27 protein-coding genes and 1 riboswitch are annotated in these 26,140 nt (G+C 48.6%); of the genes, 5 read left to right on the forward strand and 22 right to left on the reverse strand.

From position 1 onward, the window contains the following. Nucleotides 1-19 precede the first annotated feature (19 nt). The 12 genes from AXG56_RS06575 to AXG56_RS06625 form a co-directional block, all read right to left on the reverse strand. Complete coding sequence (locus AXG56_RS06575; RefSeq protein WP_026577243.1) at nucleotides 20-1,312, reverse strand: NCS2 family permease; 1,293 nt, start codon at nucleotides 1,310-1,312, stop codon at nucleotides 20-22. Nucleotides 1,313-1,384: 72 nt separating this feature from the next. Beyond that, nucleotides 1,385-1,485, reverse strand: a riboswitch (purine riboswitch). A gap of 126 nt (nucleotides 1,486-1,611) precedes the next feature. Further along, entirely contained in the window at nucleotides 1,612-1,836 is a 225-nt protein-coding gene (locus tag AXG56_RS06580) for a YqkE family protein (protein ID WP_008639291.1), read from the reverse strand. Then, nucleotides 1,833-2,162 (reverse strand): iron-sulfur cluster biosynthesis family protein, encoded by a 330-nt coding sequence (locus tag AXG56_RS06585; RefSeq protein WP_008639289.1) that lies wholly within the window; start codon nucleotides 2,160-2,162, stop codon nucleotides 1,833-1,835. Before AXG56_RS06585 ends, AXG56_RS06580 begins: the two co-directional genes overlap by 4 nt. A gap of 64 nt (nucleotides 2,163-2,226) precedes the next feature. Beyond that, nucleotides 2,227-3,501 carry a UV damage repair protein UvrX gene (locus tag AXG56_RS06590; protein WP_062513707.1) on the reverse strand — a complete coding sequence of 425 codons (1,275 nt, stop codon included), beginning with the start codon at nucleotides 3,499-3,501 and terminating at the stop codon, nucleotides 2,227-2,229. Nucleotides 3,502-3,645: 144 nt separating this feature from the next. Beyond that, a complete protein-coding gene (locus AXG56_RS06595) occupies nucleotides 3,646-3,831 on the reverse strand; it encodes a hypothetical protein (RefSeq protein ID WP_062513710.1) in 186 nt (61 codons plus the stop codon). Beyond that, entirely contained in the window at nucleotides 3,824-4,030 is a 207-nt protein-coding gene (locus AXG56_RS06600; protein WP_008639283.1) for a hypothetical protein, read from the reverse strand. Before AXG56_RS06600 ends, AXG56_RS06595 begins: the two co-directional genes overlap by 8 nt. 58 nt (nucleotides 4,031-4,088) lie before the next feature. Further along, the gene (locus tag AXG56_RS19635; protein ID WP_008639281.1) at nucleotides 4,089-4,241 is read right to left on the reverse strand and encodes a hypothetical protein; all 153 of its coding nucleotides are present in this window, start codon (nucleotides 4,239-4,241) and stop codon (nucleotides 4,089-4,091) included. A 27-nt stretch (nucleotides 4,242-4,268) separates the two neighbouring features. Beyond that, entirely contained in the window at nucleotides 4,269-5,336 is a 1,068-nt protein-coding gene (locus AXG56_RS06605; RefSeq protein WP_026577239.1) for a hypothetical protein, read from the reverse strand. A 2-nt stretch (nucleotides 5,337-5,338) separates the two neighbouring features. Beyond that, entirely contained in the window at nucleotides 5,339-6,808 is a 1,470-nt protein-coding gene (locus AXG56_RS06610; RefSeq protein ID WP_008639278.1) for a cell wall metabolism sensor histidine kinase WalK, read from the reverse strand. Continuing rightward, a complete protein-coding gene (locus AXG56_RS06615; protein WP_008639276.1) occupies nucleotides 6,805-7,509 on the reverse strand; it encodes a response regulator transcription factor in 705 nt (234 codons plus the stop codon). Before AXG56_RS06615 ends, AXG56_RS06610 begins: the two co-directional genes overlap by 4 nt. Nucleotides 7,510-7,671: 162 nt before the next feature. Continuing rightward, nucleotides 7,672-8,466 carry an SDR family oxidoreductase gene (locus tag AXG56_RS06620; protein WP_062513713.1) on the reverse strand — a complete coding sequence of 265 codons (795 nt, stop codon included), beginning with the start codon at nucleotides 8,464-8,466 and terminating at the stop codon, nucleotides 7,672-7,674. A gap of 4 nt (nucleotides 8,467-8,470) precedes the next feature. After that, nucleotides 8,471-9,436 carry an MBL fold metallo-hydrolase gene (locus tag AXG56_RS06625; protein WP_062513716.1) on the reverse strand — a complete coding sequence of 322 codons (966 nt, stop codon included), beginning with the start codon at nucleotides 9,434-9,436 and terminating at the stop codon, nucleotides 8,471-8,473. Nucleotides 9,437-9,651: 215 nt separating this feature from the next. On the opposite strand from AXG56_RS06625, the gene AXG56_RS06630 reads away from it, so the two are divergent. Then, nucleotides 9,652-11,181, forward strand: a complete 1,530-nt coding sequence (locus AXG56_RS06630; RefSeq protein WP_008639270.1) for an AbgT family transporter — start codon at nucleotides 9,652-9,654, stop codon at nucleotides 11,179-11,181. A gap of 58 nt (nucleotides 11,182-11,239) precedes the next feature. On the opposite strand, the gene AXG56_RS06635 is transcribed toward AXG56_RS06630, so the two are convergent. Next, on the reverse strand, nucleotides 11,240-12,862 hold the full coding sequence (locus AXG56_RS06635) for a M20/M25/M40 family metallo-hydrolase (protein WP_008639268.1): 1,623 nt from the start codon (nucleotides 12,860-12,862) through the stop codon (nucleotides 11,240-11,242). Between the two features lie 79 nt (nucleotides 12,863-12,941). On the opposite strand from AXG56_RS06635, the gene AXG56_RS06640 reads away from it, so the two are divergent. From AXG56_RS06640 to AXG56_RS06655, 4 genes are all read left to right on the forward strand, one after another. Beyond that, on the forward strand, nucleotides 12,942-13,688 hold the full coding sequence (locus AXG56_RS06640; RefSeq protein ID WP_008639260.1) for a glycerophosphodiester phosphodiesterase: 747 nt from the start codon (nucleotides 12,942-12,944) through the stop codon (nucleotides 13,686-13,688). Between the two features lie 156 nt (nucleotides 13,689-13,844). Further along, on the forward strand, nucleotides 13,845-14,861 hold the full coding sequence (namA, locus tag AXG56_RS06645) for an NADPH dehydrogenase NamA (protein WP_026577237.1): 1,017 nt from the start codon (nucleotides 13,845-13,847) through the stop codon (nucleotides 14,859-14,861). Between the two features lie 121 nt (nucleotides 14,862-14,982). Beyond that, nucleotides 14,983-15,909 carry a ribonuclease Z gene (rnz, locus tag AXG56_RS06650; RefSeq protein ID WP_026577236.1) on the forward strand — a complete coding sequence of 309 codons (927 nt, stop codon included), beginning with the start codon at nucleotides 14,983-14,985 and terminating at the stop codon, nucleotides 15,907-15,909. 12 nt (nucleotides 15,910-15,921) lie between these two features. After that, nucleotides 15,922-17,283 carry an aldehyde dehydrogenase gene (locus AXG56_RS06655; RefSeq protein WP_008639253.1) on the forward strand — a complete coding sequence of 454 codons (1,362 nt, stop codon included), beginning with the start codon at nucleotides 15,922-15,924 and terminating at the stop codon, nucleotides 17,281-17,283. A 97-nt stretch (nucleotides 17,284-17,380) separates the two neighbouring features. Here AXG56_RS06655 and AXG56_RS06660 read toward each other — a convergent pair whose 3' ends face one another. From AXG56_RS06660 to mce, 9 genes are all read right to left on the reverse strand, one after another. Then, complete coding sequence (locus tag AXG56_RS06660; RefSeq protein ID WP_062513720.1) at nucleotides 17,381-19,615, reverse strand: ABC transporter permease; 2,235 nt, start codon at nucleotides 19,613-19,615, stop codon at nucleotides 17,381-17,383. Further along, the gene (locus AXG56_RS06665) at nucleotides 19,612-20,313 is read right to left on the reverse strand and encodes an ABC transporter ATP-binding protein (protein WP_062513723.1); all 702 of its coding nucleotides are present in this window, start codon (nucleotides 20,311-20,313) and stop codon (nucleotides 19,612-19,614) included. The genes AXG56_RS06660 and AXG56_RS06665 overlap by 4 nt, the downstream gene beginning before the upstream one ends. Before the next feature lie 194 nt (nucleotides 20,314-20,507). Next, complete coding sequence (locus tag AXG56_RS06670) at nucleotides 20,508-20,732, reverse strand: DUF3892 domain-containing protein (RefSeq protein ID WP_008639055.1); 225 nt, start codon at nucleotides 20,730-20,732, stop codon at nucleotides 20,508-20,510. A gap of 74 nt (nucleotides 20,733-20,806) precedes the next feature. Then, on the reverse strand, nucleotides 20,807-20,959 hold the full coding sequence (locus tag AXG56_RS06675; protein ID WP_026577233.1) for a small acid-soluble spore protein P: 153 nt from the start codon (nucleotides 20,957-20,959) through the stop codon (nucleotides 20,807-20,809). A 17-nt stretch (nucleotides 20,960-20,976) separates the two neighbouring features. After that, nucleotides 20,977-21,105 carry a YpzI family protein gene (locus AXG56_RS19865; protein ID WP_008639053.1) on the reverse strand — a complete coding sequence of 43 codons (129 nt, stop codon included), beginning with the start codon at nucleotides 21,103-21,105 and terminating at the stop codon, nucleotides 20,977-20,979. Nucleotides 21,106-21,164: 59 nt separating this feature from the next. Beyond that, nucleotides 21,165-22,412, reverse strand: a complete 1,248-nt coding sequence (locus tag AXG56_RS06680) for a DNA polymerase IV (RefSeq protein WP_008639052.1) — start codon at nucleotides 22,410-22,412, stop codon at nucleotides 21,165-21,167. 159 nt (nucleotides 22,413-22,571) lie between these two features. Continuing rightward, nucleotides 22,572-23,696: a M20/M25/M40 family metallo-hydrolase gene (locus AXG56_RS06685; RefSeq protein ID WP_008639051.1), complete on the reverse strand. Its 1,125-nt coding sequence runs from the start codon at nucleotides 23,694-23,696 to the stop codon at nucleotides 22,572-22,574. A 68-nt stretch (nucleotides 23,697-23,764) separates the two neighbouring features. Continuing rightward, nucleotides 23,765-25,312, reverse strand: a complete 1,548-nt coding sequence (locus AXG56_RS06690; RefSeq protein WP_062514126.1) for an acyl-CoA carboxylase subunit beta — start codon at nucleotides 25,310-25,312, stop codon at nucleotides 23,765-23,767. Between the two features lie 3 nt (nucleotides 25,313-25,315). Next, entirely contained in the window at nucleotides 25,316-26,128 is an 813-nt protein-coding gene (mce, locus tag AXG56_RS06695) for a methylmalonyl-CoA epimerase (protein WP_062513726.1), read from the reverse strand. Between the last annotated feature and the right edge of the window lie 12 nt (nucleotides 26,129-26,140).

Consider the following 26,140-nt stretch of genomic DNA (forward strand, 5'->3'; position numbering starts at 1 on the left):
ACTCCGAGGGCTGTCCCTATTATAAAAATATAAAATAAAGCAGAAACAGAAAAGCGAGAACGTACATAATCGGATGGACTTGTCTCCAATTTCTGTTCGCAATCATAGCAAACGGGTAAAGAATAAACCCGAGCGCAATCCCTGTCGCCACACTGGACGTGAGCGGCATCATAATGATCGTCACGAAGGCAGGGACAAAGATTTCAAATCGATCCCAGTTGATTTCCTTCACTTCTGTCGCCATCAATGCCCCGACAATGATGAGAGCCGGAGCTGTGACTTCCGGCGTGATGACGCCGAGAAGCGGGGAAAAGAATAAAGCAATGAAGAAACAGACGGATATGACGACACTGGTGAAACCGGTCCGTCCACCGACTGCAACGCCTGCTGATGACTCGACGAAGGACGCCGTCGTGGAAGTACCGAAGACCGCTCCCGCAACACCAGAAGTGGAGTCGGCGAGAAGCGCACGACCGGCATTGGGAATTTGGTTATCCTTCATAATTCCCGCCTGGCTCGCCACGGCAATAAGGGCACCAGCGGTATCAAAGAACGCCACGAACAGGAACGTGAAGATGACAGCCAGAATTTCAGGCGTCCAAATATTCCCGAGGTTTTCAAACGCGACACCGAACGTAGGCTCAAGACTGGGCACCTGTCCGACAATTGAATCCGGAACAGCAACCAGTCCCGCAAGCATCCCGACGATACTCGTGATGACGATCCCGTAGAAGATGCCTCCACGCACACCACGGACCATCAGCATTAGCGTAATGATGAACCCGAAGGCAGCAAGGGCTGTTGTAGGTGTTGTGAACTGACCGATCGAAACAATCGTCGATTCCGCCCCGACGATGATGCCGGCGTTCTTCAAACCTATAAATGCGATGAAGAAGCCGATTCCTCCGGCAATAGCATGCTTTAAATCCTTGGGAATAACGTTTATAATTTTCTCACGGATCTTAAAAAGACTCAAAATAACGAAAATGACACTGGCTACGAATACCCCTGTCAATGCGATTTCCCAGTCAATCCCCATTCCGATAACAACAGAAAAAGTAAAGAAAGAGTTCAACCCCATACTCGGAGCGATTCCTACCGGGAAATTCGCCAGCAGTCCGATCAACAGTGAACCTACGATGGCTGACAGGGCAGTCGCCGTAAACAGCGCCCCTTTATCCATACCTGCCTGGCTCAATATGGTCGGATTAACGACCAGAATATAAGCCATGGACAGAAACGTTGTAATTCCAGCCATGGTTTCTTTGCGGTAGTTCGTACCACGGTCCTGGAACTGAAAGAAGTTTCTCATGATGTACCCTCCTATAATGCAACAAAAAAAGCACCGGTCCCAGCACCAGTGCTCATCCATAGGAAAAAGGAATCAACATTCACTCTTCCCTGTAGACAAGCTATTTCCGGTAGCTGGTAGAAACGCTCAGGCCATATTCCTGAACTTATACAAGGTACTTCATGTATCAATTTATAACGAGAATCATAACAACGAAGGGGCTGTGGGTCAATCGTTTCCGTCGAAGTCCGGGAATTCCCGCTTTTCTGACTACGGTTCATCGATCTCCTTCCAATGAAAAAAGCCCCCGGGATGGGGACTCATTTTTTAAATTTCTTCCAATCCATGTCACTCTCGTTGAGCAGCTCTTCAAAGCTTTTGTTCGCTTCTCTTTGTTTCCGTTCAGCGATCCGGCGTTCCTTCTCTTTCGCTTCACGGATCTCCTCCTGCTTTTTCAGCTCGGCCTTTTTAGACTCCAGCTTCGTCCAAACATCGGCACCAAGCTGATCCGCAAGTGTTCCACTCGTTTGTTTCTTCTTGCTCATACCGCAGCTCCTTTGACCGTTTTAATCGGGATGATCGGATTTAGGATACCGTCCGGGCTGGACAGGCGGAACGTTCCCTTGGCAAAATCCAGCTTCATTTCCTGCTTGAAAAAGACAGACTGCTGGTCGTCGATGACGACAGGATACGCTTCATTTTCCACTTCTTTATCCGTATCGTACCGTTTATCATCAAAGCGGATCATAGGAAGCCCGTTCACACCGCAGCCGCAGCCTTCGGTATCATAAAACAGCCGAATAATCGGACGCTCCGTTTCTTCCATCCGCTTCAGTTGTTCCATTGCTTCGTCTGTTATCCTTAATTTCATCTTTCATCCCTCCTGTTCCTCTATTTTAAAAAATCCGGGACGTTCGTGCAATCGTTCTGTTTCTCTATTCTGCATAGTGACCTCCGACAAGCCGGCTCCGATGGCGGGCCGTGCCCGCATCGGTCCATGACACGGCCCGCAGCAGCATATCCTGACCGTACCGCTCCCTTATTTCATCCATTACATACCCAAGATCCCTTTTCCTGTCCCGGGCGTGCTGAAACAAATCAAGCTGGATGTCCGAGTCTTCCGTTATATTCCCAAGAGAAATGGAAATCTTACGTACGACCCCGCCGTTATAATAGCGGCTGAACAAGACGAGACATGCCCGGTAAAGGTCCATCGTAATACTCGTCGGATGCTCGACGGAAACCGACCGGTGGAAACCGGACCCGCCTTCCGTTTTGCTGTAGCCGATACCGAGGGAAATCGTTCGTCCCGCATGCCCTTTCCGCCGGGCGCGACGGGCGACTTCCTCGCACATCTCCAAGATGACGTACTTAACATCCTCGGGCTTATGATAATCCCTCAAGAGAATCTGACTCTTCCCGTAGCTGACCTGCCCCTGGATGATCGGTGCCCCGGGATCGGACAGATCGACACCGTTTGCATGGTAAAAAAATTGATTGCCCATGACCCCGAACGCTTTCTCCAGCTGTTCCAACGGAAACTTCGCCAGCTGGCCGACAGACCAGATCCCCATCCGGTTGAGCCGCCGTTCCAGACGAGGACCGATCCCCCACATCTCGGACAATGGTGCCACCGGCCACAGCTTCTCTCTGAAGTTGTCATACGTCCAACGGGCAACACCCTTTTTCTTCGCTTCCAGATCCAGGCACAGCTTCGCAAGCAGCATGTTCGGACCGATGCCGATCGCTGCATCCAGATGGAACGTTTCCTTCAGCTCATCTATAATCATTTGGGCAGTTTCTTCCGGATTGCTGAATCTCCCTTCTCCGTTCCCCACTTCAAGAAAGCTTTCATCGACGCTGTAGGTGTGGATCTTCTCTTTCGGCACGAATTTATGGAACAAATCCGTCACTTGCGTGGAAATCTCTAAATAGGTTTTCATTTGAGCGGAGACGATGACGATTTCCGGAACGGAGGGAATTTCGAACAGGCGGCTGCCTGTTCGGATGCCGTACTTCTCCTTCATAGCGGGCGTCGCCGCCAGAACGACACTTCCCCTGCGCTCCATATCTGCAACGACCGCGAGCGGACATATCAGCGGGTCGAGTCCCCGCGCGACAGCCGCGCAGCTGGCATAGAAACTCTTCATATCGACACAGAGGACCCCCCGGTCTGGATAACTACCGTAATCGATGTTCGGATTTTTCATACCTGCTCCTCCTTTTCCTCTACATACTATTATGCGAATATATGTTCGCATTCGCAAGTGGCAATTACTGTTAGAGGAAAACTGACAAAAAAGAAAAAGTCCCCTTTCCTGCAGAAGGATAAGGGGGAGCTTTATGAGAAACCATTACTTTTCCCGGCTTCTATGTACCTTTTCTGCCCGGTCCACGCTCAAAAACGCTGCGATTTGAGCAAGCACAAGGTAAAAGACAAAATACTCACTGGAAAGGACGGCAGATAAAACAGAAAGAAGACTGAAAAGGGACGCCGCACAAAATCCCGTTATCGTCTTCTTATCTATCCCTTCAGCCATAGTGACCGATCCACTTAAGCAAAAGCACCCCGACGCATGTGACGACCGCCCCCACTGAAAATACGAGCAGCATCACCCGCTTGCTCCTCGTTTCCCACCAGGCTAACCCGGCGGTGGCGGCGGTGAAGAGCATGCCGAAAAGAAACGAAGCAAATGGACTTGTCGGAATAATCCAATCGTACCAATGAACAACTCCCATCGATTCAACCTCCTGCCATCAATCGTACCGATACTGCTCCTTACAATCATATACCTGCTTAGAGAAGCGAAACCGTGAGGACCGCAGCAGATAAAGTACCTACAGCTGTAAGAATGATGATTTTACGGTGACCCTGCCTGTCCGAAGGTTTGAGCAGCTCTTTTATTGCTGCTGCCCATATCCAGATAGATGCGATAGCAATCATCCCCATATTTACTCTCCATCCTTTCCTCGACCGTCATTCCAACGCCTCGGCAATGGCAAATATTTCTTCCTTTGTCAGCTCCGGGTCTTCCACAAGGAGCGAATACCGAAGTCCACCTTCTTCCCAAAGGAGGTTTGTAATGACATCTTCCGTAAAGACGCCCTTCGTCCCTCGGACTTCCACTATTTCTTCCCCGCTGAAACCGGCAGAAAGGTTGTCTTCCGGAGCTTCAAAAGAAGTCAGTGTGAACTGCCCGTATCCATCTTTGCTATAGGATTGATTCACCTCGGTACGCTTTAGCTCTTTGCTGGAGAAACGATCAACAGCTGTTAATTCATAGGCCTCATCCTTGACCTTCAAAACAGGCTGACCGTAGATTTCCTCTGCCTCTTCAAGAGACGTCTCCTCCGTTAAACCGAGATCATCCATCTCTTTCACCTCGACACCCTGAGGAAGGTCCATCGTAAAGGTACGGTCGTCGAAGGAAGGGTCCACATCCAATTCCGTCACCGTATATTCCGTCTTAAGATCCTCACTATGGGCGACCATTTTGATAATGATCCAATGCTTATCGGAAATCCAATACTCCTCGTTCCCGCGGAATCCCCCGTCCTCTTTCGGCACGGCTTTGATATGGTACGTTCCAAATCCGTTCACTTCTTCCTCCCCAATGAGCTCGACGTCATGGGTTTTCCTTGTCTCTTGAAGCATTTGCTGCAGCTGCTCCCGTTGAGACTCCCCGGAAAGCATTTGTTCTGTCCCGGGACTGTCTATGGTGAATGCTTCTCCCTGCTCTTCCGAATAAAACATAGTTGTCTTCCCATCATTCAACGACTGGACAGCACCACCCTCCGTATCTGCGATGACCTTGATCCGATTATTAGCAACATCCGACCACTGTTCCATTGTAGAGCGGTCAATGGTATCGTCTCCTTTTTGGACATCCATCTCCATTTTCATATAATAGCGATCCAACTGATCTTCTTTTTCGACCGCATTTGCTACAATCTGATCCGGCGAGTACGCTCCGCCCGACTCAGCGGAGCAAGCCGATACGAGACACACACCTGCTGTAATGACTCCAATTAACCACTTCCTCACGTTTAACCCTCTCCTTCATGTACTTGATTGAACAACATAGCAATGATCATCCCGCGCCCGGGCACGGACCAAAGCTTCATCTCTCCTTCATGGCTTTCCGCAATCATATGGGCGATGCTTAATCCAAGCCCCGATTGTTTGCCGTCATCCGACGTCCGGGAAGCTTCTCCTTGATAAAATGGCTTGAGTACCGATTCCAGCTGCTGTTCCGCAATCGCCGGCCCTTCATTCTGTACAAGCAAGAGCGCTCGGCCCTTTCTTTCCTGGAACATCTCTTCTGCTGCCTCCGGGAAAACCCACCCGGGCAGCGGCTCCTTTTCGCCAAGGACGGCGGCAAAAATGGTTTTTCCCTCCGGCGTATAGCGCAGGGCATTGCTCATAAGATTATCGAGGTAACGAATCATTTCCCTGGCGCTCATCCGCACCGTTCCTTCGATTCTCTCTTCTTTTAGAAACAGGACTCCTCGGGCACGGGCCATCTCATCGTAGCCCTCAAACAACATATCAAAGAATTCTTCTGCATCCACTTCAGGCCGCTCCATCTCATAGCTGCTGGACTGAAACTTGGCGAATGTCGTCAAATCCTCAATCAGACCTTTCAAGTGATTGGATTTACCTGCGAGGATCTGCAGGTATTCTTTCCTTTCCTGTTCCGTCAACCCTTCTCCCTGCAGAGCCTCCGCATAGGTCTGTAAAGATGTCAGGGGCGTCTTAATATCGTGGGAGAAAGAAGCCATCATGAGCTGCTTTTCTTCCTGCTCCCGGACGGTTTCTCTGTTGGCCGCTTCCACCTGCTCCTGCATGCTTTCGAAATGAGTCATTAACTGGCCGAGCTCATCCTTCTTCTTATCCGGGAAACGCACCGTCGTCTGGTAATCTGCAAAGCGGTCCATACCAGAAATTAAACGCTTTAAGGGAAGGTTCCACTTGCGGTGCAGCATCCAAAGCACCCCGGAGTAAATGAGTAGAAATAAAACCCCGGATAATGCAAGAATACCGATGCGCCTGTTCTTCACACCTTCCACCCATTCCGAACGGTCGATCCGGATGTCATAGATCCCTTTTATCTCCCCGTCAACGAATACCGGCTTTTTTACGGAAAGGGACTGAAAAGATAAGTCATAGTGATAAAGACCCTGCAGCAGCGATTGACGGGGCTCGATCCGTAAATCATTGGATTCAGAATTATAGACCATCAACCCATCCGATCGAAACAGCTTAACGGCTACGTCGGAATCATTCGTCACCGCTTCCCATTCTCGATTAAATTCTTCGCGTGGTCTGCGCTCATACCAGTCCACGGACTGTAATGATGCTTCCAGTTCATGGATACGCTCTGTTAACTCAAACGTATCCGCCACCCTTTTCTCATGGTTCCATTCCTGCACCCAGAGAAAAAAGCCATACGCGCCGGCGAGCGGGAGGATCATGACGAGCAGATAGGTAATCATCAGCCATGTCCTTATTTTCATGAGAGGACTTCCCCGATAAAACGATAGCCGGTTCCCCAGACGGTCTCGATCCATATCGGTTCTTTGACATTTTCCCCGAGCTTATTTCGAAGACTCTTGATATGGACATTGATCGTGTTATTACCATTAAGCTCCACCTCTCCCCAGATGTGTTCGTACAGTTCCGCTTTGGTGAAGGTACGAAGCGGATGTTGAATGAACAACCGGAGCATCGCGAACTCCTTAGCCGTCAGCATAACTTCCTTCCCTGCCACTTTCACCGTCCTCTTCTCCACATCCACTGCAAGCTCACCGGAGTACAAACACTCCCGTGACAGTTCCTGTTCCGGGTTTCTGTAGCGGTCATACCTGCGCAAATGGGACTGGACTCTGGCTGTAAGTTCCATCAGACTGAAGGGTTTGGTAACATAATCATCCGCACCGAGGTCGAGGCCTTTGATTTTCGATTCTTCTTCCTGCCTGGCACTGATGATTACAATCGGCAGATCGCTTTTCAGACGGATGTTTCTGCAAAGGCTGTATCCGTCCATTTCCGGAAGCATCAAATCGACCAGTATCAAATCATACGCCTTATCGTGAAAATCCTCCCATCCCTCCTGTCCAGTCGAAGCCCATGTCACCTCCATCCCCTGCCGTGTGAAATGGTCCTTTACGATTCTCGCAATTTCTTTGTCATCTTCTACCAGTAAAATAGCAGCCATTCTGTTCCCCTTCCTGACACTTTCATTGTAGACACGAATCCGGTACACGCACCCGATTTAATAAATCCTTTATTTTATCCTTCTTCAGCTTCTGAAACGAACGAATGGAATAACAAGAAAAAAGCTCCCGCCCCTCCGCTGCAAACGGAAGAGAGGAAGCCATTATTTCTTCTCAAACTGCTTTTTCATCACTTTCTCGATCGTTCCCGGTGACAGTGCATAGAGTTTGCTTCCTGCATTCATCCAGGCAGGCATATTAATTTCCCGGCATTTGGTAAACAAGTGGTCGACGACGGTTCTAGCGACATGGTTGGGGTCAAGCATCATTTGTTCGACCGCCTTCTGGTAGGTACCCGCCGGATCCGCCTGTTCGAAGAAGTTGGTCTGGACAGGTCCAAGATTGACGGAAGTGACGAACACTCCCTTCTGTTCCACCTCCATGCGCAGCGCATTCGTAAAGCCAAGCACAGCATGCTTTGTCGCTGCGTAGACCGACGATTTCGGTGTCGCCATTTTCCCAGCCTGGGAAGCGATGTTGACGATATGCCCCTCCCCTTTTTGAAGGAAATGAGGCAGCAGCTGATGGGTAGAACGGAACAAGGAAGTCACATTTACCGCAACCATCCGTTCAATATCCTTCCACTTCGCCTGTTCCACCAGATCGAAAACGGCCATCCCTGCATTGTTTACCAGTGCATCGATCGATCCATGGTCATAGCAGATCTGGTCGATGACATCTTTCCACTCGGCATCCATCGATAAATCTGCCGTATACCACGGGCATTCGATAGAGAAAGATTCCTCAATCTTCTCAGCAATGATCCGAAGTTTGTCGGTTGACCGGGCGACAAGAATTGGTACGCCCCCCTGCATGGCCGTATGGATCGCTATGTATTGGCCGATGCCGCTGGAAGCTCCGGTTATCAGCACTTTCTTTCCTTTTACAAGTTCATTCACAAGATCATTCCTCCACTACATATCGTTTTCGTCCTTCTGTTACCTGTGTCTTGACGTCTCCATGATGCTCCAAATAATCGAGCTGGCCAATACTCTCCGACATCGTAAGCCCGAGCTGGGATTCCACATGTTTCGGAAACAGCCGTTCACACACTTCATATGCCGTAAGCGGAACTTCCCTTACCATTTCTTTCACCTTTCGTGCTCGTTTCTCCTGCTTTTCCAGCCTCTCTTTGATCAAAGGGACGTGACCGTCAAAGATCTTCCCATGCCCCGGGTAAATGGAAGTAATAGGAAGATCAAGCAGTCGCTCCAACGATTCCCTGTACTGCAGAAGTGGACGAGGACGTGGATCCCCGTCACAGAAACCCGGCTCAAGCAGAGGGTTGGAGGAAATGTGAGACAAAAGAAGATCGCCGCCGATGAACGCCCCGTCTGCTTCCCGTAAGAAAGAAAGATGACTCTGGGCATGCCCCGGTGTCTCTAATGCCTTCCAATTGTCATGACCAGGAAGCGTATCCCCCTCCTGCAGAGTGCCGGTTAACGTGCCGCGGGCGGACCATTTCAAGGATTTACGCAGCCCTTTAAGCATCGGTAAAAACCTCTCCGGAACGCCGGATTCTATATACATAGCTTTGAAAAACCTCTCATAACGCTGCAAGTAGTCTTCCTCACGCTCCAGCCAAGGCTTAAGTTTAGGGTGTGCTATAATGGAGTCGAGTTTCGGAAAGCGCTCGATGAGCCCCATATGGTCCGGGTGGTGATGGGTGAGGATGACCTGCTCGATATCCTCCGGTGCATATCCCAACTCTTTGAGCCGCTCTTTCAAAACCGTCCAGGCCTCTTCCGTTTTCACACCCGCATCTACGAGTGACAAGCGGTCTCCTTTCAATAAATATATGTGTACATCACCGACCGCATAAGGCGTAGGTAAAGTGATTTGTGAAATGGTATCTTTTAACGTACGCATATCAAACCCCTCCTAACTGAATCATCATTCATTTCTATTGTAGCATGTTTATGTATATTTTTCCCTTGTGTAACAATTCGTAATACTTCTTGAACTCAAAATGTTTTTTCTAGTGGCACTTTTTCCAAATGCCTTCAAATACAAATAATTATTTTATATACTTTAACGCGTTATCGTAAATAAATAATACCACAGTAAAAAGTAGGAGGAAAAAAATGGACCAAACAGAAAAGAAAGGGCTTACGATGCGGATGCTTGACGGAATCGAGCGGATCGGCAACAAACTCCCTCACCCTGTCACATTGTTCGCAATTTTTGCATTGTTAGTCATCATCGCTTCGTGGATCTTCTCTTCCATGAACGTGGAAGTGGAAGATCCGGCAACAGGAGAAACGCTTCAAGTCGTCAACCTGCTGTCAGGCGATGGGATTCAATATATATTTGACAGCATGGTGGAGAACTTTGTAGGTTTCGCTCCGCTCGGAACCGTCCTTGTCACGATGCTTGGAATCGGTATCGCGGAACGGTCCGGACTTATAAGTGCCATGCTTCGTGGTCTCGTCACATCGGTACCGCGGTCTTTGATGACGGCTGCTCTCGTTTTTGGAGGAATCATGTCGAGCATGGCAGCGGACGCCGGGTATGTCGTTTTGACACCGCTTGGAGCCGTATTGTTCGCAGGTCTTGGACGCCATCCCCTTGCAGGACTGGCAGCTGCGTTCGCCGGTGTATCTGCCGGGTTCAGCGCCAACCTGCTCTTGACATCCCTTGATCCACTGCTCGGTGACCTTACTATTCAGGCGGCAGCTACGATCGATCCTGAATACGCAGACACCATTCTTTATACGATGAACTACTACTTCATGATCGCTTCCGTATTCGTCCTGACAATAATCGGAACAATCGTAACGGACAAGATCGTCGAACCGAGGTTAGGAACGTATAAAGGAGACATAGGCGAGGACGAGGCTCAATATGTCACTCCTATCGAGAAAAAAGGAATGCTCGGTGCCCTCATCGCTTTCATCGTAACGATCGGACTTTTGTCCCTGCTCGTCTTACCATCATGGGGGCCGCTTCGTGATCCTGATGACTTTCTTGCCTCTCCGTTCTTCCAAAGCCTTGTACCTGTCATTTTGATCATGTTCATCGTACCTGGTTATGTTTATGGACGGATTACGAAAGAAATCAAGAACGACAAAGACGTTGCCAACCAGATGTCCGATACGATGGCTTCGATGGGGATGTATATCGTACTCGCTTTCACAGCCGGTCAGTTCGTCGCATATTTCAACCACACCAATCTTGGGAAAGTCATCGCCGTAAGCGGTGCAGAATTCCTGGATTCTATCGGATTCACAGGAATCGGTTTAATCATTGCCTTCATTTTCGTAGCAGGGTTCATCAACTTGTTTATCGGAAGTTCTTCTGCCAAATGGGCGATCATGGCTCCCGTCTTCGTTCCGTTAATGATGAACCTCGGATATTCCCCTGAGCTCACGACATTGGCATACCGAATTGCTGATTCAACGACAAACATCATCTCTCCGTTGATGCCGTATTTTGCAATCGTCATCGCTTTTGCACAGAAATACGATAAGAAGGTGGGAATCGGAACATTGATATCCACCATGCTTCCTTATTCGATTGCTTTCTCCATCATTTGGATCGTCATGCTGCTGATCTGGATGTTCATTCCAGGCGCGGAAATCGGCCCGGGTGCCGGCATCTATTATAATGGATAAACCACAGGAAGAAAGCGCCGGAGAATAATCTCCGGCGCTTTTTTATTACCTCTATCTACTATTCCTGCGTTCGAAAAAGTTCATGGATCGTATGAGTCAGAATCACCGGAAGTTTTTCAAAGCTGTAGCTCAATTCCAGCCGCTCCGTCCATTGGTGCGGATCCCTGCCGAGCGGACCAACATTAAGGATCGGCATCGTGATCATTTCCATCGCCTCTGCCGGCCATTCAAATCCATTGCCGTGAATCGGCATCTGTTTCGTAAGGTCCTGAAGCGAACTTGCCGTCGAAGCTGGTCCTATGAAACTTAAATCCGATAACCCCGTGAAATATTCGACCATCTCCAACTCTTCTCCATAATGCTCCCTGGCATAATCCATCGCTGTCTTCGCCGCATGTTGAATGTAAGGATCGTCATGAGACGATACAGACGGATAGAACGGCGGACTGTAGAAAAGGACGATCATCGGACTGATATCTTTACATATGGATGCAAGGCTCTGCACGAGTGTTGTGGAAAAGTCCCTGTCTCCCTGATCCCTTAAGTTCACTAACCGGTTCTGGCGACGGTCGACTTCCGCTTTTCCAAAACGTTTGACGGCTTCCTTATACAGCTGATCATAAGTCAGAATCGTAATATCAGGCTGGAAGGAAGAGGTTTGCGTTCCTTTTAAATAAAAGGAGGCTTGATGATGATAGTGATGGATAATTTTCGCCCGGGCCCGCTGGGCGGCCTGAAGCAGCTTCTCATTCAGCTCCTGAATCGTCTGCTTCATATAGAGCACGTTGTACATCGTAACGGCTGCCTGTGGTGTTTGCACGGAATATTCATGCTTTAAGTCCCGCTGCATCAAACTGATAGGAGGCGGCGTGCGCTCTCCACCGACATTCTCGATGAATGCTTCATTCAACTCCAGCTCCTGGGCGAGATAACTCATCATCAAGTTTGCGTTCAAACCGCCGAAGGGCTCACCGACGTGCGTTTCTTTCCCGTAGCATAGAAAGCCCGGGAGCGTCTTGCCGATCGATCCTGTATAAAGATAATAGGCAGGGTCCCCTGGGTACTTGCTGAACATAGGCTCGCCGTTCAAAGCGGCTTTAAAGTTCAAGTTCTCTTTTTCTTTTATCTCGGCAAGCGCCGGGAGAGCGGCAAGCATCCCTTCGGAGTTCACCTCTTCATCCGGCACAGCAACAAGCAGCAGATTACCGTCAAATTCACCCGCCATCGCTTTTTCCAACAGGGACAGGTGAACCGTAAGTCCCGCTTTCATATCCATGGCTCCCCGGCCGAAGAGCCAGTTTCCGGTCTTTAAATCCCGCGCTGCTTCCTTCGGCAGGTCGTCGATGTTCTTAAGGAACTCCTGCGTCAATTCTCTCGGATAAAAAGCCAGGTTCTGATACGATCCGTAATCCTCGATCCCAACGACATCGACGTGGGCGATCAACACGATCGTATCTGCGGCCTCGTCCTTTTTCACAAGTGCAGTCAACAGTTGACGTCCGTCATCCAAGGGATGCAGTTTCAGGTGATCGGGCTTGTTTTGATAATAATTCCGATCCTCTAAAATATAATATAAGTATTCAATGATGGCGATTTCTTCGTTGCTGTTGGTTATGCTCGGGTATTCTACCAGAGAGCATAGCAATTCGGTCAATTGTTCCCTTGTCTGCCACAGGGTCATGGTCAACACTCCTTATTGACTTTTACTAGTTTTTCCCACACAATCAAACACAAAGTCTATCTGGAAGAGGTGCATCTTTATGAAAACATTGATCTTTGCGCATAGAGGAGCAAGCAAATTAGCGCCGGAAAATACGATGCCCGCCTTCGAGATCGCTGCGGAGTCAGGCGCAGACGGAATCGAAACAGACGTGCAGCTGACCAAAGATCAAGTTCCCGTGTTAATACACGATGAAAACCTCCGCCGGACGACAAATGGGACAGGATTTGTTCAGGACTACACGTATGCCCAGCTGCGTCTGCTTGACGCCGGAAGCTGGTTTTCCCCTGAATATTCTGACACCTATATTGTATCATTAGAAGAGTTCCTGCGGTGGTTCCATGATAAACCTATGTTTTTGAATATAGAATTAAAGACAAATGTCATTCCTTATAAGAATATAGAACAGATCGTCTACGATACTCTGAAGCGGCATCAGGTGCTCGAAAGGACGGTCTTCTCCTCTTTCAACCCGGACTCCCTTGTGAGACTGAAAGAGATCAACCCTTCTGTTCCAACTGCCTTTCTCACCTCTACGAAAATGCGGGATTTGTGCCAGTATGCGAAATCCATAGGAGCCGATGCTCTTCACGTTAAGCACCGGCTATTGGACAAGAAGCTCGCTAAGAAATGCCGGAAGGAAGGATTGGACCTGCGGATCTATACGGTAAACAGGCCGGCGTTGATGAAAAAATGCTACCAGCTCGGTGTGAACGGTATCTTTACGGACGTCCCGCACCAGGCTTTGGAATACAGGGACCTGGCAAAAGAAAAAGTTCGAAAATAACCTCCCGTCTGAAGCGTCTTGGAGAAGACAGCCTCCTCCCTGCCTTCTTCACCGAGCCTAATTATTCGCACGATCGATCGTCCTTTGATATTTTATACTTATGGTGCCTCCCGTTCTATACGAGGGTACACCTCATCATCCATAGGAGGATCGTTCATGAAGCACAAACTATTTCACCCTTATACAGTAAAAGATGTTACATTGAAGAATCGAATCGTCATGTCACCTATGTGCATGTATTCAGCTCACGACCAGGACGGAAAGGTCCAACCTTTTCACTTGGCTCATTATGAGAGCCGTTCGGCAGGACAGGTAGGACTGGTCATCATTGAAGCAACTTCCGTCCTCCCGGAAGGGCGTATCTCCCATGAAGATCTCGGAATATGGGAAGACGAACAAATCGAAGGATTGAAGCAGATAAATGAAGGCATCCATCGTCACGGTGCAAAAGCAGGCATCCAACTGGCCCATGCCGGCAGGAAAGCCAATTTACGCGATGAGATTTTCGCACCGACGCAAGAAGCATTCAGCTCTTCCATGAAAGTACCTACGGAAATGTCGAAAGCGGATATCGACAGGACGATCGATGCCTTCAGAGAAGCCGCTTCCCGTTCCAAGCGCGCAGGATTCGATATTATCGAACTTCATGCGGCTCACGGATATTTGATCAACCAGTTCCTTTCTCCACTTACAAACAAAAGGACTGATGAATATGGTGGAAGCCGTGCCAACCGATACCGCTTCCTTAAAGAAATTATCAAGGGCGTTAAAGAGGTATGGGATGGACCATTGTTCACACGCATCTCCGGTGAAGAGTACCGGGAAGGTGGAAATCAGATGGAAGACTTCATCTATTTCTCCGAGGAAATGAAAAAACAGGGCGTGGACCTGATCGATGTCAGTTCAGGAGGAGTCGTTCCGGCAAGCATCGAACCGTACCCTGGATACCAGGTGAAATTCGCTGAACAAGTGAAAGAAGGTGCCTCTATCGATACAGGGGCTGTCGGGCTGATTACGACTGGAAACCAGGCCGAAGAAATTCTCCAGAACGACCGGGCGGATTTGATTTTTCTTGCGAGGCCTCTTCTGCGCAACCCATACTGGGCCAAGCAGGCTGCCGATGAGCTTGGATATCCCCTCGAAGGACCGATTCAGTACACAAGAGCATGGTGATCCGCTCTTTAAGGAATGAACCTGCCGCGCTTTCAGCCGGCAGGTTTTTTCTATATTAGAAGTGTGTTCCCCGCCCCCAGGTGGTATGATGGGGGTAGATGGTAGTAGGAGTGAATGTATGATGGAATTATTTTTTCTCGGAACGGGATCAGGAGTCCCCTCAAAAGAACGCAACGTCTCTTCTCTGGCACTCCGCATGCTGGAAGAGCGCGGTACGACATGGATCTTTGACTGCGGTGAAGGAACGCAGCATCAAATCTTGAACACGAACCTCCGCCCTCGGCGCATTGAGGTCATTTTTATCACCCACCTGCACGGAGATCACATCTACGGTCTTCCCGGTCTGCTGAGCAGCCGGTCTTTCCAGGGTGGCGAATCGCCTGTAACCGTTTACGGCCCGGCAGGATTGAAAGAGTATATCGACTGGAGTCTTCGGCTCAGCGGCACCCACCTCCGCTATCCGCTCCGCGTAGTGGAAATAAAGGAAGGGATGCTTTTCGAAGACGATCAGTTCATTGTAGAAGCGGTCAAATTACAACACGGCCTCGAAAGCTACGGGTATCTTTTGAAAGAGAAAGACAGATTAGGAGAACTGCAGCCGCACAGATTAAAGGAACTCGGCATACAGCCCGGGCCGATTTACCAGACGATCAAAGAGCAGGAAACGACCCGATTGGAAGACGGCCGGGTTATCCATCGTTCCGACGTGCTCGGCCCTGCGGAGAAGGGCAGAAAGCTGGCCATTCTCGGGGATACCAGATACCTCCCCTCCCTTGCAGATAAACTTCAGCTTGTAGATGTCCTCGTTCACGAGGCGACGTTTGCCGGTGATGAAGAACAGATGGCATATGACTATTATCATTCCACAGTCAAGCAGGCTGCGTCACTGGCAGATGCAGCGGGAGCCGGCGAACTTATTCTCAACCATGTATCCTCAAGGTATCAAGGGAAAGCCGTGGAACAGTTGGCGGAAGAGGCACGTTCTATCTTTCCGAACACGACGATCGCCCATGATTTCTATCGTCATACTATAAGCAGAAACCGTTAAGGGGGATAATTTATGCAAACCATCGTGCAGCAGCAGAAAGCATGGTTCAAAGAGGGACATACAAAAAGCTATTCCTTCCGTAAAGAACAGCTTTTAACAATGAAGAAGATGCTGTCAACCTTTGAGAAGCCGATTCTGGAAGCGTTAAAATTCGACCTGAGCAAATCCGAATACGAAGCTTACGCATCTGAAATCGCCTTCTTAAAAAGCGAAATAGATCATCATCTCAAACAGTTGAAATCATGGATGGAACCGCAGAAAGTAAAAGCGCCGTTAACTCACACCGGCTCCAAAAACTTTATTATGAAAGAACCATATGGTACGGTGCTCATCATCGCGCCTTGGAATTATCCGGTTCAATTAGCGCTTGCCCCTGTTATCGGAGCGGTCGCAGCCGGAAACACAGTAATCATAAAACCATCGGAATTGACGCCTACGGTTTCCTGGGTATTAAAAAAAATGATCGAACAATACTTCCCCCCTGCATTCATAGCCGTCGTCGAAGGGGACAAAGAGGTTACCCAGGAGCTTCTCGATCAGCCGCTGGATTACATCTTCTTTACCGGCAGCGTGCCTGTAGGAAGGATCATTATGGAGAAGGCAGCGAAACGTCTCATCCCAGTCACACTTGAATTAGGCGGGAAAAGCCCTGCCATCGTCCATAAGGATGCATCGATCGACCTGGCAGCGAAACGAATTGTCTGGGGTAAGTTCACCAATGCAGGGCAAACGTGCATTGCACCGGACTATCTGTACGTCCATCATGAAGTTAAGGCGGAGCTTATGAAATCTCTGCAGGCGTATATTCAAGAATTCTACAGCTCCAATCCTTTAAATAATGAAGAGTATACAAAGATTGTAAACAAGGCACACTTCGATCGTGTCGCTGCCTACCTGGATTCCGGAACCATCGTATCAGGTGGCGCCGTTAATGAAAGGAATCAAAAAATTGAGCCTACGATCCTTGACCAAGTCTCCTGGCAGGACCCTGTCATGCAGGAAGAGATATTCGGGCCGATTCTTCCTATCCTGACGTATGATTCCCTGGAAGAAGTCACAGGACAGATCACAGAAAAACCAAAGCCGCTTGCCTTATATTACTTCGGAGAGTCGGAAGAAGATCAGCAGGAGATCCTGTCTTCCATTTCATTCGGTGGCGGATGCATTAATGACACCCTTTATCACATTATCAACCCCCACCTCCCATTCGGAGGGGTTGGAGAAAGTGGAATCGGCAGTTATCATGGACAAGCAAGTTTTGATACGTTCTCTCATTCGAAGAGTATTACGAAACAAACTACGAAATTCGACCAAAGTTTCCGCTACCCCGGCTCTAGTTTGGGACTATCCATCATGAAACGGATATTCGGCTGATCATACAATACAAAAAAGTCAAGGGATACTTCCCTTGACTTTTTCTTGCTTCTTTTATTCCAGAAGCATTTCCTTATGTTACAAACAGGCCTCCTCCCTACTCTGCTTGTTTACTGAGTGCTTCCTGAAGCGATACTTTCCTTAATTTCCGTTTGGATAAAAACAGGGAGAACCAATAGGTAAAACCGATGGCCGCCAGCCCGATGGCCCCCATCCACACGTTCACATCCGTCGGGAGAAGGAATCCCGTTTCTTCCACCAATGAATTCATCGTCTGTTCCAGGGACCAGCCGGCAAGTGGAATGGAAACAAAATAGGCGAGAAAAACGACAGGCGTGTAAACACGCAGCAGCAACTTGGAAATTTCTTCATCACGATATCCCATGACTTTAAGCAAGGAAATGGAGGAGCTGTTTTCCTCGACGATTAAATGGATCAGCAATGTCAATATAAGTACACCGATAAAAAATGCGAAAGCTGCCATAACTAGTACAGAACTGCGAGTAGCTCCTGAAGTGGCTTCAAAGCTGTCCATCAGCCTTTGTTTGTCCTCAACCATATAGATATCATCGGCGGTTTCCGGTTTCCGGTCCTGCCATACCCCCGTATATCCGTTCTCAGGAAGACCGAGCTTTTCATTCATCTGTGTCCTCTCGAGAAACACGTTGTTTCCGATGTACATATCGGCAATACCGGTGACCTTTGCACGCAGTTCGCCGCCTTCTCCATGAAAGGTAACCGTATCCCCTTCCTTCACCTTCAGTACGGCAGCCAAAGGTGCGCTGAGAATTGCTCCCTTTTTCAAACGCTCGTTCATATTCTCTCCTCCGGCCTGAAGCCGCATGTGATCTGTTTCGGGATCTATGCCGAAACCGTTGATCGTTACGTCTGTTCCCTTGACGGATAGATTTGTCATTGTGAAAGGACTGGCCTCTTCTTCCGGATCCGCAGTCTTGATTCCTGAATAGTGGACAGCATAATTATAAGCCTGTATTTCTTCGTATGTTTGCTCTACCAGTCGATCCATGCTTTGAAAGGTGATGAGACCGATAAGCAGCAGGACCGACGAGAAAATAACCCCGGCGAACACGTACAACGCCCTCGCTTTACTGCGAATGATCAGCCGCAGCCTGAAACGCCGCAGGAAACTTCCATTCCTCGCAAAGGGCAGCTTTTCCAACCAGGATTTCTTCCCTCTGCTCATCTCCTTTGGACGAAGCAGCGTCAAAGGGTCACTTTGAAGCGCACGCCAAATGAGTGTCGCTGTAGATAATAAAAGGAGCACCACCGGTACAAGAAGGCCGATGATAAGAACAGAGAGATTCCAGGTAAAGGTTTCGAAAGCCGGCAAGTTGAAATAAACTGCGTACAAATCAGATAATGGCAGGGATAACAAGGAACCTGCAGCCACTCCTAAAAGGGTACCGGATAAACCAATGACCCAGGCATAGGTCAAGTAATGCTTCATCAACTCTCCCCTCCTGTACCCCATCGCCATCAGCGTACCTAACTCCCGCCGTTGCATATCGATCCTGCGCTTCATCAAAAGCAGCACCATGAATACGGAGAGAGCAAGGATGACCAGCGGGAGCGTCGTTACCATACGTTCCGCCCCTTCGATCTCTGTCTCGACGTACTGAATTCTTGCATTCTCATCAGCCGGAACGTACTGCAGGACGGAAATCTCCTGACGAATGGCTTCCATGAATCGATCCTGGTTTTCTACGGACATCCCGAGAACCTCTGTCCTTGCGTTTCCCGGAAAATGATTGATGGTTTCTTCGGTGGCAACACCGATACCAAATGCCTCTGCATGGCTCAGCACGTCCGTCTGCTCCTTGACCATGTAGATATAATCAGGCAAATATACAAAACCAGTGACTTCTAAAACGCCTGCCTCCGTTTCCAACTCATCTCCGATGGAAATCCCATTGGCCTCTGCAAAAACCGGTGCGATGGCAACTTCACCGGCATTATTCGGCATCTTTCCTTCTGAAAGGTAGGGCTTATTTATCTTTTCCGTAGGAGTAAGGAGGCGAAGCGTAGACGATTCGGATACCTGCAGATCTTTAAATTTCCGCTTTTCAAGCGTTGCTTCATATTTATCAGTCCAACTGGTAAGCAGGCGGGCCGACGGCTCTTCGCTCGTAACTATATGAAAAGACTCCTGCCTGTAATCCTCTATAAATGTTTCATTTCTTTTATCCAAGGCAGCGATTGCCATAGATAAACTGACGTAAAGCATGACCGCAAGCATAAGCAGGAGCATGACCCCGCCGTATTGAAACTTCCTCTCTTTCAGGGTACGAAGCACAGACTTCCGAAGAATCATGACCACTTCACCTTCTCCGGATCAACAGGTTGTTCGTTCTTATACGTCTCTACGATTGCTCCGCTTTTCATTCGGACGACTTTATGCGCCATTTCTCCGATTCCCTGATTATGGGTGATAATCAGCACCATCGTTCCGTATGTTTCTTGAACGAAGCGGAGCAGTGCCAGGACTTTCTTTCCGGTTTCTTCATCCAAGGCACCAGTTGGCTCATCACATAAAAGAACTTCCGGGTTTTTGATCAAGGCACGCGCAATGGCGACACGCTGCTGTTCTCCTCCACTCAGCTGATAAGGGAATTTATCCCTCTTATCATACATCCCGACCTTGCCAAGCATTTCTTCCATATCAAGCGGTCGGCTGCTCAGTTCTCTTCCGACTTCAATATTTTCTTTCACTGTTAAAGTCGGAATCAAGTTGTATTGCTGAAATATGAACCCCGCATGTTTTCTTCGATATTCTGTAAGTTCTTTATCTTTGCAGGTGCTAAGGTCCAATCCGTTCATGATAACCGTCCCTGAATCACAGCGGTCTATGCCTCCGATCACATTTAATAAAGTCGATTTCCCGGACCCTGAAGGCCCTAAAATGGCTACGATCTCGTTATCATCAATATCTAATGTCACATGCTTTAACGCTTCTATTTTCACTTCTCCGCTTTGATACGTTTTCTCTACGTTCTGGACTGAAATAGCCATCCGCGCACCCCTCTAATTAAAATATGAAATATAATATTCACAATGTTTCATTTCAAGTGTACCTCATGCAGGAGAGAAGTCAACATAATTATGTAATATATATACGTTTATATTTCATAATTATATCACATAAGTGCTGTTCTCTTTTCGTCAACAACCAAAAAACAGGAAGAGCATATGCTCTTCCTGTAACATTAAAAGGTTGGAAGGTTATCCAGATTGTTGGAGGTAATGCCATCCGGTTCACTGCGCAGATGATCTTCTCCATCCTTCCCTCTGATGAGGTTCACATGTTCCAGTTCCCCGTTGCGCGCCATTTCGTGTGCCTGTTTATAATCGACAACATCTCCAGACGACAACTGCATTTCTATAATGCTGCCTTGTCCGTTTTTTCTGACTGCCACAATTCGTTCCGGCATTTTAATCATCCTCCTCTATCCTATCTTGACCTTCCTTCCTGTAACTATCCTTGTCAAGTTATGCCAGAATCGACTCACATGTCATGGGATGACTTTTGTTTCTGGCGGGAATGATTGGCCGTCTTCACTTTATGAGAACCTTGTGCCGGTTCCCCGTAACCCTGATCCGGTCCTAAAGGTAAATTCGGCTGCTTCTGTTGTTTCGGACCCATTCGTTTACCACCCATAGAAAACACTCCTTCTTTTATCGGCGCTTCCGGGCTTCTTCCGGCCCTTCCATCATCGTTGCACCATTGTAACTCAACTTTTGATCGCGATCCGACTGAACCTTTCCAGAACGCTTCAATTTCTTCTCCTGACGATCTCTACCCATAAGAAAAAACCTCCCTTCCTGTTTAGTATGAAACAGAAAAGAAGGCTCATTCCTGGGAATCACTTTTTAAAATCATCAAGGAAATCCTTTTGAAAACTGGTCGTCACTGGACTCTCCTCTTTGTCCGTCAATCTCCGGAACGGGTTCTTCCCATATTTATCCGTAAGCTCATCGATCGCTTTGTAAAGCCTTTCTTTCCCCGCATACTGCTCATAATTGAAAAGGTCCAGCTGCTGGGTAACTTCGGACTTCTCTGCGAGATCACTTGCGGTCACTCCAAGCAGACGGACGGGCTGCTGATTCCAATGCTCATCGAAAAGCCGGATGGCGATTTGGAATAAGTCGTCTGTCGTCGCAATGAAATCGCGCAGTTGTCTGCTTCTTGTAACGGTCTTCCTGTCATGATAACGAATCATCAGCTGCACATTCCGGGCCAGTACATTTTTGCTCTTCATCCTTGCCTCTACTTTACCTGATAAGCGGCGGAGAACGGAACGGATCTCATGATCATCCACCGTGTCTGCCGGCAGCGTGGTTGAAGTTCCAATACTTTTGAACTCATGAACAGCATCAGGGTCAACGGGGCGGTCATCTAATCCGTTGGCACGATTTTTAAGCCGCTCTCCATTAATACCGAGGACCCTCTTCAGCTCTAAAGCAGAATGGGAAGCAAGATGTCCAATGTTCTCTATCCCAAGCCGTCTGAGCTTCTCTGCTGTTTTCTGACCTACACCGTACATTTCTTCAATTGGAAGCGGCCAAAGCTGTTCATCAAGCTTTCGTTTCCTTAAAATAGTAATTCCCATCGGTTTTTTCATATCCGATGCCATCTTGGCAAGGAATTTGTTCGGCGCAATTCCTATACTGCAGGGGAGATCCAGCTCATTCGCTATGCGCTGCTGGATTTTTTCTGCAATTTCAGGAGGGGAGCCTTGATCCTCACAGTCCGTTATATCCATATACCCTTCATCGATGGAAACGGGCTGGACAGTCGGCGTCACATCGGAAAGGATTTTGAACATTTCTTTTGATGCAGCCCGATACCTTTCGAAATTGGGGCGCATGACGATTAAATCCGGACATAAACGTTTGGCCTCACCGACAAGCATGGTCGTTTTCACCCCGTATTTACGGGCTTCGTAGCTGCTCGTTACGACAATCCCCTTCCGTTCTTCAGGGTTTCCTGCAATCGCTAGTGGTTTCCCTTTCAAAGCCGGATCATAGGCAGCTTCGACGGATGCATAAAAGCTGTTCATATCCACATGAAAAATGACCCGGCCGTTCTTTGGGTACCATTTCGATGACATACAACTTCCCTTCTTCCTCCATTAGAACATCTGTTCTTCCATTATATCAAAAACGAGCCGGTTAATCATGAAAAGGACCTCGGAATAATATTCCCACGCAATGTCCGGGGGAAGATAAAAAAGAACCTTCCCTTTAAAAACGGGAAGGTTCTTGTAAACTTATTTTGCTACTTCTTCTACGATTGCTGTTACATATTCGGCGATTTTCTCCAACTCACCGACCGGCATGCGTTCGTTCGTAGTATGGATCTCCTCGTAGCCGACGCTTAAATTGACGGTAGGAATGCCGTGCCCCGCGATGACGTTCGCATCACTTCCTCCACCACTCGTCAACAGTTCACTCTCACGGCCGATCCGCTTGGCTGCAGCCCTTGCGACTTCGACCACTTCGTCCCCGGCTGCCTGCTTATAGCCCGGGTACATCACTTGGACATCAAGTTCAACATCTCCATCCATTTCTTCTGCCGTTTCCAAGAACGCCTGTTTCATTTTCTCTACCTGCTCTTCCATCTTAGCAGGGTTCAGGGAACGGGCTTCAGCCAAAATTTCGACATGGTCACAAACGATATTCGTTTTCTGTCCACCTTCGAAACGTCCGATATTGGCAGTCGTTTCATCATCGATACGGCCAAGCGGCATTTTAGCAATAGCGCGGGACGCAAGCGTAATCGCCGAGACACCTTTTTCAGGCGCTACACCAGCATGGGCTGTTTTCCCTTTAACGACGGCATTGATCTTTGCCTGGGTAGGCGCTGCAATAATAATGTTTCCCACCTGCCCGTCACTGTCGATAGCGTAGCCGAACTTCGCTTTAAGAAGCGTGCTGTCCAATGCTTTGGCTCCGACAAGACCGCTTTCCTCTCCGACAGTGATGACAAACTGGATATCTCCGTGTTCTACTTTGTTTTCCTCAATAGATCGAATAGCTTCCAGTATAGCGGCCAAGCCCGCTTTGTCGTCCGCCCCCAATATCGTCGTTCCATCTGTAATGATATACCCGTCCTCTACGGAAGGATTGACGCCGTTCCCGGGGACGACCGTATCCATGTGAGACGTAAAGTAGATCGTATCGACCCCTTCCTTCGTGCCTTTCCAATTACAAATAAGGTTGTTGGCGGCATGTCCGGTTTCTTCCGCGGCATTGTCTTCAAGCACTTCAAGCCCAAGCGCTTCGAATTTATCTTTTAACACACGGGATATTTCCGCTTCCTGACCAGTTTCCGAATCAATTTGAACCAGTTCCAGGAATTCTTCCAATAAACGTTCTTTGTTGATTGCTACCATCTATAGGTCCTCCTTCATATGTAACACGTTCCACTTAGTACGTTAGCGGAACTGGAGAGTCGTGTCAATCAGAGCGGGATGTTTCCGTGCTTTTTATACGGTCTGTCCTCCTGCTTATTCCGTAGCATATCCAACGAACGAATAAGCACCTTCCGTGTTTCTCTTGGATCAATGACGTCATCAATCATGCCGAGACCTGCAGCGACATATGGATTAGCGAACCGCTCCCGATATTCGTCAATCTTCCTACTCCTTGTCTCTTCCGGTGCATCACTGTCCTTGATCTCTTTTGCGAATATAATGTTCGCTGCCCCTTCCGGCCCCATGACGGCTATCTCCGCATTGGGCCAGGCAAAAACAAGATCTGCACCTATCGATTTACTGTTCAGTGCGACGTATGCCCCCCCATATGCTTTCCTTGTAATAACCGTAAGCTTCGGAACGGTAGCTTCAGAATAGGCATATAAGATTTTTGCTCCGTGGCGGATAATGCCCCCGTGCTCCTGCTTGATCCCCGGGAAAAAACCGGTGACATCTTCAAATGTTATGATAGGAACATTAAAGGAATCGCATGTTCGAATAAAACGGGCCGCCTTATCACTGGAGTCGATATCGAGCCCCCCTGCCATGTACTTTGGCTGATTACAGACGAGCCCTACGGACTTCCCTTTTATGCGGGCGAAACCGACGACAATATTCTTTGCGAAGTCTTTATGGATTTCAAAGAAAGATTGATCGTCAACCACTTCATCAATAATGATCCGTACATCATAAGGGCGAACAGGATCGAATGGAATTTTATCAGTCAGATCGGGTCGATAGTCATCCTCTTCGCTTCCCTCCAGTACTTCCGGCAGTTCTTTGTTGTTTTGAGGAAGATAGCAAAGCAGATCGCGGACGGCGTCCAATGCACCCGCTTCATCTGCTGCCTTCAAATGAGCGTTCCCACTCAAGGAATTATGAACGCCCGCCCCACCGAGGTCCTCGGCAGAAATCTTCTCTCCCGTTACGGTTTCTATGACTTTTGGACCTGTAATGAACATCTGCGACGTCTTTTCGACCATAATGACGAAATCCGTGATAGCAGGAGAGTAAACGGCACCGCCTGCACACGGCCCCATAATGACGGAAATCTGAGGAATGACTCCGGAATAAATAGAATTCCGATAAAATACCTGACCATATCCGTCCAAAGAAGAAACGCCCTCCTGAATTCTCGCTCCGCCGGAATCATTAAGTCCGATAAACGGCGTTCCATTTTTGACCGCGAGATCCATAACTGCCGCAATCTTCTTGGCATGCATTTCGCCAAGGGCACCTCCGTATACAGTGAAATCCTGAGCGAACAAATAGACATCGCGGTTGTTTATCTTCCCGAATCCGGTGACAACTCCTTCCCCGGGAGCCGTTTTCCCATCCATACCGAATGCGTCATGCCTGTGCTCCATAAATGGATTCAGCTCGACAAACGTCCCTTCATCCAAGAGGTATTCCACCCGCTCACGCGCCGTCCACTTTCCTTTTTCATGCTGCTTTTCAATGCGGTCGTCTCCGCCGCCAAGCTCAACCTGGCGCCTTTTATCATACAGTTCATTTATTTTATCAAAAATATCCATCACTCACTCATCCTCCTTGCTTTCTACCATTTCATACAGCACACCGTTTGCCGCTTTCGGATGAAGGAACGCCACTCTCGTATCGTGGGCTCCCACAGCCGGTTCCTCATGGATTAGACGTACCCCCTGCTCCTTGTATTTCTTCAAACGGGCATCCAAGTGATCGACTTCCACTGCGATGTGATGGATTCCTTCCCCTTTCTTCGTTAAGAAAGACTGGATCGGAGACTTATCGTTTAAAGGTTCCAGTAATTCTATCTTCGTTTCACCGATTTTCAAAAAAGCTACGCGCACTCCTTCCGAATCCACGGTCTCCACCGCTTCCAAAGACAGACCGAGCGTATGCTGATAAAAAGGAAGAACGGCATCAATGCTCATAACGGCAATTCCGATGTGCGCGATGCGTTTCGGCTCTTCGAACATATCCCTTTGGACGAGCTGCTTGATATAAACGGCTATCGCATCTGTCGGGGAACCGCTCGTAAATATCTTGTTCACGCCATGCGACTCAAGGAATGGAATATCTTCTGCAGGTATGACTCCCCCGCCTATGACCGGAATGTCAGAAGCCCCCTGTGCAGCCAACGCTTCCACCACTTTAGGAAACAAAGACTTATGGGCACCGGAGAGAGAAGACAACCCGACGACATCGACATCTTCCTGTATGGCCGCTCTTGCGATTTGAACTGCCGACTGACGAAGTCCTGTATAGATGACTTCCATCCCATGATCGCGGAGCGCCTGAGCGATGATCAATGCCCCTCGATCATGGCCGTCAAGACCCGGCTTTGCTACTAGTACACGTATTGGTTTCATCTCTATCCTTCC

The sequence above is a fragment of the Halobacillus sp. KGW1 genome, from assembly GCF_001592845.1.
Classification (GTDB): Bacteria; Bacillota; Bacilli; order Bacillales; family Halobacillaceae; genus Halobacillus.